The sequence below is a fragment of the Comamonas testosteroni genome, assembly GCF_000761245.1.
Lineage (GTDB): Bacteria > Pseudomonadota > Gammaproteobacteria > Burkholderiales > Burkholderiaceae_C > Comamonas > Comamonas testosteroni_C.
Genome location: NZ_AWOR01000046.1, coordinates 223,738 through 237,515, shown reverse-complemented (window position 1 = coordinate 237,515; position 13,778 = coordinate 223,738). Strand labels below are relative to the sequence as shown.

General features: G+C 59.7%; 12 protein-coding genes and 1 riboswitch. Of the genes, 5 read left to right on the top strand and 7 right to left on the bottom strand.

Annotation, left to right across the window (positions count from 1 at the left end):
* Window positions 1-62: 62 nt before the first annotated feature.
* Window positions 63-848 carry a MetQ/NlpA family ABC transporter substrate-binding protein gene (locus P353_RS12415; RefSeq protein WP_034369631.1) on the top strand — a complete coding sequence of 262 codons (786 nt, stop codon included), beginning with the start codon at window positions 63-65 and terminating at the stop codon, window positions 846-848.
* Between the two features lie 241 nt (window positions 849-1,089).
* Here P353_RS12415 and P353_RS12410 read toward each other — a convergent pair whose 3' ends face one another.
* The 4 genes from P353_RS12410 to P353_RS12395 form a co-directional block, all read right to left on the bottom strand.
* Complete coding sequence (locus tag P353_RS12410) at window positions 1,090-2,724, bottom strand: SpoVR family protein (RefSeq protein WP_034369629.1); 1,635 nt, start codon at window positions 2,722-2,724, stop codon at window positions 1,090-1,092.
* Window positions 2,721-3,989 (bottom strand): YeaH/YhbH family protein, encoded by a 1,269-nt coding sequence (locus tag P353_RS12405; protein WP_034369989.1) that lies wholly within the window; start codon window positions 3,987-3,989, stop codon window positions 2,721-2,723. Before P353_RS12405 ends, P353_RS12410 begins: the two co-directional genes overlap by 4 nt.
* A 71-nt stretch (window positions 3,990-4,060) precedes the next feature.
* Window positions 4,061-5,983 (bottom strand): PrkA family serine protein kinase, encoded by a 1,923-nt coding sequence (locus P353_RS12400; RefSeq protein WP_003062956.1) that lies wholly within the window; start codon window positions 5,981-5,983, stop codon window positions 4,061-4,063.
* Window positions 5,984-6,446: 463 nt separating this feature from the next.
* Window positions 6,447-7,346: an EamA family transporter gene (locus P353_RS12395; RefSeq protein WP_034369627.1), complete on the bottom strand. Its 900-nt coding sequence runs from the start codon at window positions 7,344-7,346 to the stop codon at window positions 6,447-6,449.
* Between the two features lie 88 nt (window positions 7,347-7,434).
* On the opposite strand from P353_RS12395, the gene P353_RS12390 reads away from it, so the two are divergent.
* Together P353_RS12390 and P353_RS12385 are read left to right on the top strand one after the other, a co-directional pair.
* On the top strand, window positions 7,435-7,911 hold the full coding sequence (locus tag P353_RS12390) for an Lrp/AsnC family transcriptional regulator (RefSeq protein ID WP_034369624.1): 477 nt from the start codon (window positions 7,435-7,437) through the stop codon (window positions 7,909-7,911).
* A 154-nt stretch (window positions 7,912-8,065) separates the two neighbouring features.
* The gene (locus P353_RS12385; protein ID WP_034369622.1) at window positions 8,066-8,374 is read left to right on the top strand and encodes a hypothetical protein; all 309 of its coding nucleotides are present in this window, start codon (window positions 8,066-8,068) and stop codon (window positions 8,372-8,374) included.
* Between the two features lie 48 nt (window positions 8,375-8,422).
* On the opposite strand, the gene P353_RS12380 is transcribed toward P353_RS12385, so the two are convergent.
* Window positions 8,423-9,073: a LysE/ArgO family amino acid transporter gene (locus tag P353_RS12380; protein WP_034369621.1), complete on the bottom strand. Its 651-nt coding sequence runs from the start codon at window positions 9,071-9,073 to the stop codon at window positions 8,423-8,425.
* Window positions 9,074-9,164: 91 nt separating this feature from the next.
* Here P353_RS12380 and P353_RS12375 point away from each other — a divergent pair, with 91 nt between their 5' ends.
* Window positions 9,165-10,085 (top strand): HTH-type transcriptional regulator ArgP, encoded by a 921-nt coding sequence (locus P353_RS12375; RefSeq protein WP_034369617.1) that lies wholly within the window; start codon window positions 9,165-9,167, stop codon window positions 10,083-10,085.
* Between the two features lies 1 nt (window position 10,086).
* On the opposite strand, the gene P353_RS12370 is transcribed toward P353_RS12375, so the two are convergent.
* On the bottom strand, window positions 10,087-10,416 hold the full coding sequence (locus P353_RS12370) for a hypothetical protein (protein ID WP_034369615.1): 330 nt from the start codon (window positions 10,414-10,416) through the stop codon (window positions 10,087-10,089).
* Window positions 10,417-10,430: 14 nt separating this feature from the next.
* On the bottom strand, window positions 10,431-10,925 hold the full coding sequence (locus P353_RS12365) for a DUF2721 domain-containing protein (protein WP_034369613.1): 495 nt from the start codon (window positions 10,923-10,925) through the stop codon (window positions 10,431-10,433).
* 260 nt (window positions 10,926-11,185) lie between these two features.
* Window positions 11,186-11,429, top strand: a riboswitch (cobalamin riboswitch).
* 156 nt (window positions 11,430-11,585) lie between these two features.
* Here P353_RS12365 and P353_RS12360 point away from each other — a divergent pair.
* Window positions 11,586-13,718, top strand: a complete 2,133-nt coding sequence (locus tag P353_RS12360) for a TonB-dependent receptor (RefSeq protein ID WP_034369611.1) — start codon at window positions 11,586-11,588, stop codon at window positions 13,716-13,718.
* Window positions 13,719-13,778 lie beyond the last annotated feature (60 nt).

The following is a 13,778-nucleotide window of genomic DNA, read 5'->3' as shown; positions in this document are numbered from 1 at the left end:
GTTCGCTGCGGTCCAGATGAGGCCCGGAATTTATTGCAACTTGCTGAAGAAGGTCAGAACCAATGTTGAAGAAAGCTCTCTCTGCTATCGCTATTGCCACTCTGGCGCTGTCGGCCCAGGCTGCTGACGTGCTCAAGGTAGGCGCCACGGCCGTTCCTCACGCCGAAATCCTCAATCACATCAAGCCCGCACTGAAGGCTCAGGGCATTGATCTGGAAATCAAGGAGTTCAGCGACTACGTGCAGCCCAACGCCGCCGTGGAAGACAAGCAGCTGGATGCCAACTTCTTCCAGCATCAGCCCTATCTGGACAGCTACAACAAGGACCGCAAGACCTCGCTGGTGGCTGTACCCAACGGCAAGGTTCATGTCGAGCCCTTCGGTGGCTACTCCAGCAAGATCAAGAACATCAAGGATCTGAAGAATGGCGCTACCGTGGCCATTCCCAACGACCCCTCCAACGGCGGCCGTGCACTGATTCTGCTGGCCAAGCATGGCCTGATCGAGCTCAAGGATCCCAAGAGCCTGACCCCTACTGCTCTGGACGTCGTCAAGAACCCCAAGAAGCTGAAGTTCAAGGAACTGGAAGCGCCTTTGCTGCCCCGCGCCCTGGCTGATGTCGACCTGGCCCTGATCAACACCAACTACGCAATCGAAGCCAAGCTCAACCCCACCAAGGATGCCCTGTTCATCGAAGGTGCCGATTCGCCCTACACCAATATCGTGGTGGCCCGCAAGGATCGCGCCAACGGCGCCGACATTGCCAAGCTGATGAGCGCTCTGCACTCTGCAGACACCAAGAAGTTCATCCAGGAAAAGTACAAGGGCGCCGTGGTTCCTGCGTTCTGATTCGCAAAGGCCTTATAAGCGTAGGCGCTCCCCTCCTCGACAGGAGGTGACGGCCGCGCTGCGAAAGGTGAGATGGGCACAGGCTCCTGCTGTGGTCCCGGGCCGGACAGAACCGGCCGCCGACCACACTTGACGACCTGACCCAGAAAAAAGCGCTGCTTTTGCAGCGCTTTTTCTTTTTATTTAATAGCTTATAGCGCTTTACAGGCAATGGTTTAAAGCAATTCTCACTTGAGATTTCTCAATGCGAGGGTGCAGGCACCGAGTGCAGCAAAACCGGTGTCTCGCCATCGCCGTTGACGCTTTCCAGATGCACGCCAAATCCCCACAGGCGAGCCACATGCTTGAGAACCTCCTGCGCATCTTCTGCCAGCGGCCTACCCTGGTACTGGGTATGCCGCAGAGTAAGACTGCGGTCGCCGCGCAGATTCACGCTCCAGGCCTGAATATTGGGCTCGCGCGTCCCCAGGTCGTATTGCTGAGACAGCAACTGGCGCAGCGTGCGGTAGCCATCTTCGTCGTGAATGGCACTGACCAGCACATCACGTTCGTCAGGGTCATCGTGCAAAGAGAACAAACGCATGTCGCGCATCAGGTGCGGGCTCAGAAACTGGCCGACAAAGCTCTCGTCCTTGTAATTGCGCATGGCGTGGTGCAACGCCGGCAGCCAGGGCGTACCGGCCATGTCGGGAAACCAGCGGCGATCTTCCTCGGTCGGCTTTTCGCAGATCCGCCGAATATCACGGTACATGGCAAAGCCCAGCGCATAAGGATTGATGCCGCTGAAGGCCCGGTGGCCAGCGGGAGGCTGGTAGATCACATTGGTATGCGATGACAGCCACTCCAGCATCACGCCATCGGTCAGCCAGCCCTCGTCATACAGAGTGTTGAGCAATGTGTAATGCCAGAAGGTGGCCCAGCCCTCATTCATCACCTGAGTCTGGCGCTGCGGATAGAAATACTGCGCGATCTTGCGCACGATGCGCACGATCTCTCGTTGCCAGGGTTCGAGCAAGGGAGCGTTCTTCTCGATGAAATAGAGGATGTTCTCTTCGGGCTCTCGGGGAAAGCGCTCGCTGCCGTGCGTCGTGCTGTCCTTGTCCTTGTCCCTTCGTGCTGGAAGGGTGCGCCACAGCACATTGACCTGTTGCTGTACATAGGCTTCACGCGCCTCTCTCTCGGCGCGCTCGCGCGACAGGCTTTTATGCGAGGGACGGCAATAGCGGTCCACACCAAAGTTCGACAGCGCATGGCAGGAGTCCAGCAACTGCTCCACAGTGTCGAAGCCATAGCGTTCCTCGCATTGCGCCACATAGTCGCGCGCATAGACGAGATAGTCGATGATGCTGCCCGCGTCAGACCACATGCGAAACAGATAGTTGTTCTTGAAAAAGCTGTTGTGCCCATAGGCCGCGTGAGCAATCACCAGGGCCTGCATAGCCGTGCTGTTCTCCTCCATCAGATAGCTGATGCAAGGGTTGGCATTGATGACGATCTCATAGGCCAGTCCCATATGACCTCGTCGGTAGCGGCGCTCCGTGGCCAGAAACTCCTTGCCATAGCTCCAGTGCCGGTAGTTGACCGGCATGCCCACGCTGGAATAGGCATCCATCATCTGTTCGGCAGTGATGATCTCCAGCTGATTCGGATAGGTATCGAGGCCGTAGCGCTCAGCCGTGGCCGCAATCGCCGCGTGATACTGTTCGATCAGCTCGAAAGTCCAGTCGCTGGGGTCGGGCAAGGGAGATGCAGGTCGCTGGGACGCCATCAAAGGTGCCTGCGGCACATCGCGAAAGCGCGGCTCCCCCTGGGCATGCGAATTTCCGGCCTTTCTGCTGGCGCTGAGATCCAGCACGGGATAGAGATTGAGGTTCATATCGATACCCCATCCTTCTTGAAGAGATCGCGGAACACCGGGTAGATCTCGTTGGCTGCCGATACCTTGCGCATGGCGAAATGGGGGAACAGCGGCAGCAGGCGGCTGTACTCTTCCCAGAGACTCTGCTCCTCGAGCACCACTTGCAGGTAAGCGTAGTAGCGCACCAGCGGCAATATTCTTTCGGCCAGAAGGCTGTGGCATTTGCCGCCGTCGTCGCTGAAGTTGTCGCCATCGCTGGCCTGGGCGACATAGATATTCCAGTCGTTGATCGGGTAGCGGGCCCTGATGATCTGTTCGAGCAGGACCAGCGCGCTGCTGACTACCGTGCCGCCGCTTTCCGTGGAGTGAAAGAACTCGTCTTCGGTGACTTCCGCCGCCTGGGTGTGGTGGCGGATGAAAACAATCTCGATCTTGTCGTAATGCCTTGTGAGAAACAGATACAGCAGGATGAAGAAGCGCTTGGCCAGCTCCTTGCGCTCCTGATCCATGGAGCCGGACACGTCCATCACGCAGAACATCACGGCCTGGCTGCTGGGCACGGGCACCTTGCTGCGATTGCGAAAGCGCAGATCCAGTTGCTCCAGGAAAGGCACTGCGCCGATACGCTCACGCAAGGTATCGATACGGCGTTGCAACTCGGCTACTGACTCACTGGTGCCGTCATCCTGCGCCAGCAGAGTTTCAAGCTGTTCTTCCAGTACCTTGAGCTCACGGTGCGGAGCTTTGGTCAGCGCAATGCGCCGCCCCAGGGCGCCGCGCATGGTGCGCACCAGCGCCAGATTGCTGGGCGTGCCGTCATGGCTGTAGCCGGCGCGCCTTGTCTTGTATTGCAAGGTGTTGCCGATGTGATTGCGCAGCAGGCGCGGCAGGGCCAGATCTTCAAAGAAAAGCTCCATGAACTCTTCCTTGGTCAAGGTGAAAGTGAAGTCATCCTGCCCCTCACCGCTATCGCTGGCCTGCGATCCCGAGCCGCCTCCCCCACCAGGCGGCCGGGCAATGCGATCACCGCGCACATGCTCGCGATTGCCGGGCAGCACCATATCGCGGACACCACCCTGACCATGCCTGAAGACCGGCTCCTGAATGTCTTTTTTCGGAATGGTGATGCTTTCCGCCTGATCGATGTGGCGGATGTCGCGCGCAGACACGGCTTTGCGCACCGCCTCCGCGATCTGCTCTTTGAAACGCCGCACAAACCGCTCGCGGTTGCCCACCGATTTATTCTTGCCTGCGAGCCTGCGGTCGATGATATGCAGTGCCATCTGTGCTCCCATCTCCAGGGGCTGTTCTCAACCGTCCTGCCGATGGCCACGCCGGGCCATCGACACCACTGTCAGCTGCTCTTGCGCACGCGCAGATACCACTCGCAAAGCAGACGCACCTGCTTGGGCGTATAGCCCTTGGCTTCCATGCGAGTGACGAAGTCCTCATGCTTGCGCGCATCTTCGGCGCTGGCCTTGGCATTGAAGCTGATGACCGGCAGCAACTCCTCGGTGTTGGAGAACATCTTCTTCTCGATCACCACGCGCAGCTTCTCGTAACTGGTCCAGCTGGGGTTCTTGCCCTGATTGTTAGCCCTGGCCCGCAGCACAAAGTTGACGATCTCGTTGCGGAAGTCCTTGGGGTTCGCAATGCCGGCCGGCTTTTCAACCTTCTCCAGCTCGGCATTGAGCGCATTGCGATCGAACACCTCGCCGGTATCGGTGTCGCGGTATTCACTGTCCTGAATCCAGTAATCGGCGTAGGTGACGTAGCGGTCAAAGATGTTCTGGCCGTACTCGCTATAGCTCTCCAGATAGGCAGTCTGGATTTCCTTGCCGATGAACTCGGCATAGCGCTGGGACAGATATTCCTTGATGAAACCGATGTACTTGGTCTCCAGCTCGGCCGGAAATTGCTCGCGCTCGATCTGCCGCTCCAGCACATACATCAGGTGCACGGGATTGGCCGCCACTTCGGTGCTGTCGTAATTGAAGACCTTGGCCAGTATCTTGAAGGCAAAGCGGGTGGAGATGCCCTCCATGCCCTCGTCCACGCCCGCGTAGTCACGGTATTCCTGATAGCTCTTGGCGCGCGGATCAGTGTCCTTGAGGCTTTCGCCGTCATAGACCTGCATCTTGCTGAAGATGCTGGAGTTCTCTGGCTCCTTGAGGCGCGTGAGCACGGAGAACTGCGCCATCATCTTGAGCGTGCCAGGCGCGCAGATGGCATTGGCCAGCGAAGACTCCCGGATGAGCTTCTCGTAGATGCGGACTTCCTCGCTCACGCGCAGGCAGTAAGGCACCTTGACAATGTAGATACGATCGAGAAACGCCTCGTTGTTGCGGTTGTTGCGGAAGGCCTTCCATTCGCTTTCATTGCTGTGTGCCAGCACCACGCCGTCAAACGGAATCGCGCCAAAGCCTTCCGTGCCCTTGTAATTGCCTTCCTGCGTAGCCGTCAGCAAGGGGTGCAGTACCTTGATCGGAGCCTTGAACATTTCCACGAACTCCAGCAGCCCCTGATTGGCCAGGCACAGGCCACCGGAGTAGCTGTAGGCGTCGGTGTCGTCTTGCGAAAAGTTTTCCAGCTTGCGGATGTCCACCTTGCCCACCAGGCTGGAAATATCCTGGTTGTTCTCATCGCCGGGCTCGGTCTTGGCAATGCCTATCTGCTTGAGAATGCTGGGGTAGCGTTTGACCACTCGGAACTGGCGAATGTCTCCGCCGAACTCCTCCAGCCGCTTGACGGCCCAGGGCGAGAGTACATGCTGCAGACTGCGACGCGGAATGCCGAACTCATCTTCCAGCACCGGACCGTCTTCCACGGGGTCGAACAAACCCAGTGGCGACTCGTTCACCGGCGATCCCTTGAGCGCGTAGAACGGGGCCTTTTGCATCAGGTATTTGAGACGCTCTGCAATCGAGCTTTTACCGCCGCCAACAGGTCCCAGCAGATAGAGAATCTGTTTGCGTTCCTCCAGACCCTGGGCCGCATGGCGAAAGAAGCTCACCACCTGCTCGATGGCATCTTCCATGCCGTAGAACTCAGAAAACGCGGGGTAGCGGCGGATGACCTTGTTGGCAAACAGACGCGACAGCACAGGATCGTTGCGGGTATCCACCATTTCGGGTTCACCGATGACGGACAGCATGCGCTGCGAGGCTCCGGCGTAGGCCATTGGATCACGCTGGCAAAGGCTAAGGTACTCGTCCAGCGACATTTCTTCTTCACGCAGACGAACGTAGCGTGCTGCGGAATTGCTGATGACATCCATATGACCTCCCGTGGCGGCACCAGGGCTCGAATCAGTGCCGCAAAGTTGCAAGGCATTCGTTACCGTGTGCGTCCGTTGTAGCACCTCGCTCCTAATTTGAATAGACCGAGATTCCTACAAATACGCAGTAGCCACGACAGCCAAAACCGCAAACCGGATAGCGCAAAAATCGGTCAAAAAATATGACTCGAAATGAGCATAGAAGTCTGTCCTCATGGAAGCAATAAAGCCCCCTATCTATCTGCCATCATTCAAGATTTCAACGACTCGCAAAACTGATCGGAGCATCGCTTAACAGGCAATCTGGGTGACAAAAAAAACGCTGCACAAACAGCGTTTCGAACTATTGCAGCTACAGAAAACAGAGCTTGCTGCTTAAATTCCAAGGGTTATTCACTAGAAATATTTCAGCAAAGCATTGATGAGCAAGCGCTCGCAGCATCTCTTTTCATAGCATGGGTATTCATCCGGAAGTGGCTGCCGAAGCATCCACCGCAGGCGATTTGGTACCTGGGCGCGTCACGGCACTACCCATGGCCGCAGCCATGATGCAGGCAATGGCGGTCCACTGCGTGGCCGTCAGGTTCTCGCTGAGCAGCAGCATGCCCATCAGTGCCGCAATGGCCGGCTCGGTCGCCAGCGCGATGCCGAAGGTAGCAGGCGGCAGACGGCGCAGAGCCAGCATTTCCAGTGAGTAAGGCAAGGCACTGGAGATGGCCGCCACCATCAGCCCGAACAGCAGAATCGACGGCGTCAGCAACTTGACTCCAGCCTCGGCCACACCAAACGGCACCACCACCAACGCCGCGCACAGCAAGCCCAGAGAGACGGCCTGGCCGCTGGGGATATGGCCCAGCCTGCGCCCCAGCACGATGTAGGAGGCCCAGCAGATGGCGGCTCCGAGCGCGCAGGCAATACCCACCGGTGACAGGTTAAGGCCCGAAGCACTGCCGCCCAGAGGAAGAATCAAGGCCAGGCCGACAACCGCCAGCGCCAGCCAGATAAAGTCCAGCGCCCGGCGTGAATAGTAGATGGCCACGGCCAGCGGTCCTGAAAACTCGATGGCCACGGCCAGGCCAAACGGAATATCGCGCAGCGCCATGTAGAACATCAGATTCATGCCGCCCAGTGCCATGCCGAAAACCAGCAGAGCGAGCGCCTGCTGACGGTTGAGCGACCAGCGCCAGGGCCGCCAGACGCACACCAGAATCAACGCGGCAAAGCCCACTCGCAGTGCCGATGTACCCTGGGCACCAATCAAGGGAAACAACTGCTTGGCCAGCGAAGTCCCCAGCCCGAGTGCAGTGACCGAGCCCAATACGGCCAACACGGGCCACCAATGATTCCAGCTGTTTTTTGACATAGGTGGGTACGATATTGCATGTCATCCGCGAAATTTGCTCGTTTTCAGTCCTGAATCTGCAAGTTTCGCTCTCAACACATTCCAAACCATGCCTGCTGCCGACCTGGACTCCTTTGACCACGCGATTCTTGCCCTGCTCCAGCGTGACAACCTCATGCCGCAGCGTCTGATTGCGGAGCACATCAACCTCTCGGCCCCGGCCGTGCAGCGGCGCATCAAACGATTGCAGGAAACCGGGGTGATTGCCGCCAATGTGGCCGTGCTGGAGCCCGTCAAAGTGGGCCGCACGCTGACTGCGGTCATCACCGTGCAACTGGTCAACGACAGGCCGGATCTGTCGCGCGGCTTCAGAGCACGGATCGCCGACGAAGCGGCTGTGCAGCAGTGCCTCTATGTGACGGGCGAAACCGACTACATCCTGGTCGTCACGGCAACCGACATGGATGATTACCAGGCCATCTGCAGACGCCTGTTCGAAGGTGACGAGAACATTCGCCGCTACACCACCTCGATCGCGCTGGAGCGCATCAAGACAGGTCTGCAACTGCCGCTGTCTGTGCCATAAGGCAGCCCGGCTGTTCGGCTGGAGCTGATCCAGCACGATGGCAGCCATCGGCCATGGAGACTGGCACTGGCGCCACCGGAAACAAAATGCAACAATTACGTCATAAACCGGCTCAGATTCTGCACAAACAAGAGTCCACTCTTGAGGAGACACGATGAACGCTTCTTCCGCTACCTCGCCCGATATGGCCACGCTGGTTGCCGATCGCACCCTGGACAAATATGCCAAGGACTACTTCCCCCGGCGCGAGCAAGTGACGATTGCCTTTCGTGGCGACATTGCCGAGAGGCACAACTACGACAAGATCCGCCCGCTCTCCGAAGCCCAGCGTCACGGCAAGCATATTGTGGTGATCGAGGGCCAGAGCCAGAAGACCGGAGCCACAGGCCACTACCGCATTGAATGCAATAGCTGGAACCTCATCGAAGCCGTAGGCCTGTGGGAACAAGCCGCAGAGGCTTGAAACTCAATGCGGGAGTGTGCAATGAGCGGCGCTGACGCAACTTGAGACTCAAATTTCCATTCCCAAAGCGCTGCTCGCCACCCACCAAGCCAGACACAGCATCATCACACCGGTGATGCCGTCCATGACGCGCCAGGCACCGGGGTTGGCAAACAAGTGCTTGAGACGGTGCCCCGCCATCGCCAGCAGCACAAACCAGAGGCAGCTGGCCGAAACCGCTCCCATTACGTAGGACCAGCGGCCGGCACCCTCCTGCTGGGCGCCAATCGAGCCCATCAGCAACACCGTATCCAGGTACACATGAGGATTGAGCAAAGTGATGGCTGCCAGCGCAGCCAGCACGCTCATCATTCCGCGTGGTGCCGCCCTGCGCTCGCCGGCCTCCATGGCTGCATCCGGGGCCAGCCACATGCGCCGCAAGGCGAAAAGGCCATAAGCCAGCAAGAATGCGGCTCCGCCCAGCGTCAGATACTGGGCCAATGCCGGATAGCTGGCCAGCATCTGCGCCATGCCGGCCACCCCCAGCGCAACCAGCAGCCCGTCGCTTAGCACACATAGAGCCACGCAGGCCTTCACATGTTCGCCCTGCACTGCCTGGCGCAGCACATACAGGTTCTGGGCACCTATGGAAACGATGAGCGAAGCGCACACCGTAAAGCCTGCAATCCAGGCGGAATAAAAATTAGTTGTCATGTCCATGAGCCGCTGACTCCTCCAAACCGGCCCGGATTCTTGCTCTGCGCAGCGATTAAGTAAAATTACATTTACTCAATCTAATGAAGAGTTTCTAATGTTTGACTACGCAGGACTGGAAGCGCTTGCCGCCGTATTGCGCGAGGGAAGCTTCGAGCGTGCGGCGCGCAAGCTGCACGTCACCCCCTCCGCCATCTCCCAGCGCATCAAGCTTCTCGAGGAACGCGTGGGGCAGGTGCTGGTGCTACGCGGCACGCCTTGCACCGGCACGGAGGCTGGCCGACGCCTGTGCCTGCATGTGGAGCAGGTGGCGCTGCTGGAAAACGATTTGCGCCGCAAGAACCCCGAGCTGGTCCCCGAGGGACAGAGCGCCTTGCCCACGCTGAAGCTGGCAGTCAATGCCGACTCCCTGTCGACCTGGTTCATGGATGCCATGGCCGCCTTCACGCAGGATGGCAACGAGTTGCTGGACATCAGCATTGACGACCAGGACCACACTGCCAAACGCATCAAGGAAGGCGAAGTCATGGCCGCCGTCACGGCCACGGACTCTGCGATCGCAGGCTGCAACACCTGGCCGCTGGGCCGCATGCGCTATATCGCCGTGGCCAGCCCGGAGTTTGTGCGGCGCCACCTGGCCAAAGCCGAATCAGACCGGGAGCTGGCCCAGATGCTGGCCAAGGCGCCAATGATGTACTACGGCCGCAAGGACAGCCTGCAGGACCAATGGCTGCACAGCCTGGGGCTGGACGGACGGCGCAATAATGCACGTCACTTTCTGCCCTCCAACCAGGGCTACACCCGTGCCGTGGAACTGGGCATGGGCTGGGGCATGCACCCGGCACAGCTGATCACCCCACAGCTGGCCAGTGGCGATTTGATGGAACTGCTCCCAGGCAGAGAGCTCCACATCCCCATGTACTGGGCCCATACCCGCAATGCCCAGGCCAGCCTGCAGCGACTGACCGACTGCATCATCCATGCCGCAGCTGCCTGGCTGGAGCCCATGCAGGACTAGCTCAGTCTGCTGCTGATTTTTTCAGGCCGTAATAGAACACCCAGGCGGCCGCCAGGTACAAAAAGGGATAAAGCGCCAGATAAGGCGCCAGATGCAGATAACTCGACCATCGCTGGGCCGAAAACAAGCTCGCATAAACCAGGGCTGCCAGCAGTGCCGCACTGCCTACCAGCAGACACGCATAGGCCAATACCGTGGCCAGACGCAAGACCGGCCTGCCGCGCTCGACCAGCCGCAACCGGCCCGAACGCAGCTGCACGGGAATCTGGTAGAGGCGAACGAGTGCCATCAGGAAGACGATGGGCACCAGGATCAGAGGCAGGAAAAACATGTCTCGCGGCGCAATCAGGGGCGATGCTCGGACTCCACATGGCGCACGGCCGCCCTGGCCTGGGTGAGCATATGAAAGTCCAGAATGCGTGTCGCCATGATGGTCTCCCAGAGAAAGCAGCACAGCGCCAGCACAAAGGCCAGCACCCCCAGCAGGAAGCTGAAAACGGCATAGCCGTGGCCGCTGACGCCGTAGGCCTGGCCCACGAACAGCAGCACGATGGTCAGCCCTATGCACATGCCGCACAGCGTCAGCAGCGCGATGGAGACGTTGGCCAGCCGCCCGCGCTCGCGCAGAAAATGCAGCTCCTTGAGGTAGCGGGCGATCAGATCGTGATCGTCCAGGGTGCGCAGGCTTTCCTCCAGCTTGCGGGCGCGATCAATGATGCGGGCCAGCCGCCCCGCTACGGAGCCAATCATGCCGGCCACGGCAGTCAGAAAAAAAACCGGCGCAACAGCGAGCTGAATGCTGTGGGTGACGGTCTGTGCGTCGATGGACCAGATGCTCATGGTGTCCTCAAAATCGGGGGCTATCTCAGCCTCTATTTTTATGCACAAATATCAGCTCAGTTTTGACTAAATTCACTCAAAAAACAGCCATGGCTGTTTTTCTACTGCGCCCGATGTTTGACGGCAATTGACATGCCTGCCGCAATGCCGCTGCTGGCCCTGTGCCTTTCCTTGGCGCCATGGATCCCGCCTCGTAGTCACTGCCGATGGCCGCTGCTATATAATTTTTCGCGAACGATCTTTCAGACTGCGGTCTGCCAAGCTTGTTCAACGTAGCAGGTGCCCAATGTTTCATCGGGTTAAACGGGAACAAGGTTCAAAGCCTTGGCTGCCCCCGCAACGGTAAGCAGATCAATCCACTTCACGGCTTTTGCACCTGCAAAAGCCAGTCACTGGCGTTCTACGTGGCCTCTTCAAGAGGTGCGCGGCAGCGCTGGGAAGACGAAGTGGCATGCCTCGCGCAATCTGCCAGCCCGGATACCGGCCTGTTAAGCGCTGACCGTCCGGGTGCAACTCCGGCAGTCGGCATTTGCAACGACCGTCTGCGGGGAGCAGCGTGACGGCAGCTGATCGGCGACAGGCGCGCACACCCAGGCGCACTTTGGACGCCAGTCATGGTCTCGTCACACGCATGCAGGCTGGTCAGTTCTCGCTGACGACATGAAATCTTTCGCCCTGCCTGCTGCCCTGATCGGCCTGGCACCTGCCTTGACCTTGGCCGCAGAACCTTCCGCCAACAGCTCAAGCCCCTCCACTTTCTCCTCCGCAGCGCAACTGCCCACCGTACAGGTCACGGACACCGCCCCTGGCGGACTGGGTCTGTCGCGGCCAACAACATCGGGCAGCCGGACCGGCATCGCCACCCGCGACCTGCCCGCCAGCCTCGACTATGTGGACGAGCAGACCTGGCAGGAGCGCGGTGACAGCCGTATGGCTGAGATCATCGGGCGCACGGTGGGCATGACGCCTTTGTCCCCCACCAGCTACAGCAGCCTGTCCTTTAGTTCGCGCGGCTTCACCGGCACCAATTCTGTTGGCATTGCCGAAGACGGCGTACGCCTGGGCGTGGCGTCCAGCACCACCCCCTACCCCGCCAACAGCTGGGGCTATGAGCGCGTGGAAGTGCTGCGCGGCCCGGCCTCCATCGTTTATGGCACGGGCACCGTGGGCGCCACAGCCAATGTGGTGCGCAAGCAGCCCAGCAAGGAGACGGTGCGCGAAGTACTGGTCGGGGCCGGCTCGCACGGTACGGCCAAGCTCGGTCTGGGCGTTGGCGGCGCGCTGAGCGACACGCTGAGCTACCGTCTGGATGCCTATGGCCACCACACAAATGGCGAGCACGACATGAGCCGCGCCAGCGGCGGCAAGCTGATGAGCACGCTGCGCTGGCAGCCCACGGCGGCCCTGCGCATGGAGCTGCTGGCCGATGTCAGCGACGAAAAACCTGCACGCTACTTCGGCACGCCCACCGTGAACGGCGCCATCGTGCCCGAGCTGCTGGGGCGCAACTTCAACACCGCCGACAGCGATATCCGCATCAAGGACAAGCGCGTGCGCGCCCGTGCCCAGTACCAGGTCAACGACTGGCTGAGCGTGAGCAACGAGCTCTACCATTTCAAGGCAGATCGCTACTGGCGCAACATCGAAGCCTATAGCTACAACCCCAGCAAGCAGCAAGTCACGCTGGGTGACTATCTGGAGCTGGCCCACGATCTGGCCCAAACCGGCAATCGGCTGGAAACTACCATCCAGGCCGGTGCACACAAAGTAGTAGCGGGCTGGGAGGTAAGCCGCGCCCGGTTCAACTTTGCACGCAACGACTATGCGGGCAGCACGACCATCGGTGTGAACGAGCCCTCGCTGGGCTACTGGCCCAATACCTCGCCCATGCTGCCCAACTACCGCACTCAGGCCACCACGCATGACTTCTATGCCGAGGATGCCTGGACGCTGAGCGACAAATGGCTGCTGCTGGCCGGCATACGCCGCGCCCTCACGGACTTTGAGCGCAATGATCTGGTGGGCAGCGCCTCCTTCGACAAACGTCTGAACGGCACGGCTTGGCGCCTGGGTCTGACGCACAAGCTCAGTGCCCAGACCAGCCTCTACGGCCAGCTATCCCAGGGCCATGACCCAGTCACCAATGTGCTGACCCTGAACCTGGGCAACAGCCCCTTCAAGCTGACCACGGCACGCCAGATTGAGCTGGGCCTGAAGCAGCAGTTCGCCCAGGGCCAGGGCGAATGGACGGCCGCCGCCTATCGCATCGAGAAGAAAGACATCATCACGCGCGACCCGAACAACGCACTGCTGTCCGTGCAAGGCGGCAAGCAAAGCTCGCAGGGGCTGGAGCTGAGCGCGGTCATGCGCCTGTCGCCCCAGTGGCGCGTGGAAGGCAACTACGCCTTTGTCGATGCCCAATACGACAAGCTGATCGAAGCCGGCGGCGTGGATCGCTCCGGCAAGCGTCCCACCAACGTGGCGCGCAACACCGCCAATCTGTGGGCCCACTACACTACCCACAGCAGCCTAGGCCTCTGGCAGGCATCGCTGGGCGCACGTGCCGTGGGCAGCCGCTTTGCGGACAACGCCAACACCGCGCGCAGCGGCGGCTACACCGTCTGGGATGCAGCACTGAGCTGGCGCCCCCAGCCGCACAGCACTTATCGCCTGACGCTGCGCAACCTCAACGACAAGCTCTACACCTACTCGGCAGTCTCCAATGCCCGGGCTTCCCAAGCCTATCCCGGCGAGGGGCGGCGCGTCGATCTGACGGCCGAGTTCACGTTCTAAGCGCCATACATCGCTTTGATATCAGTAGCAGCCTGCACTTGTATTTTCTTGAGTTCAGAC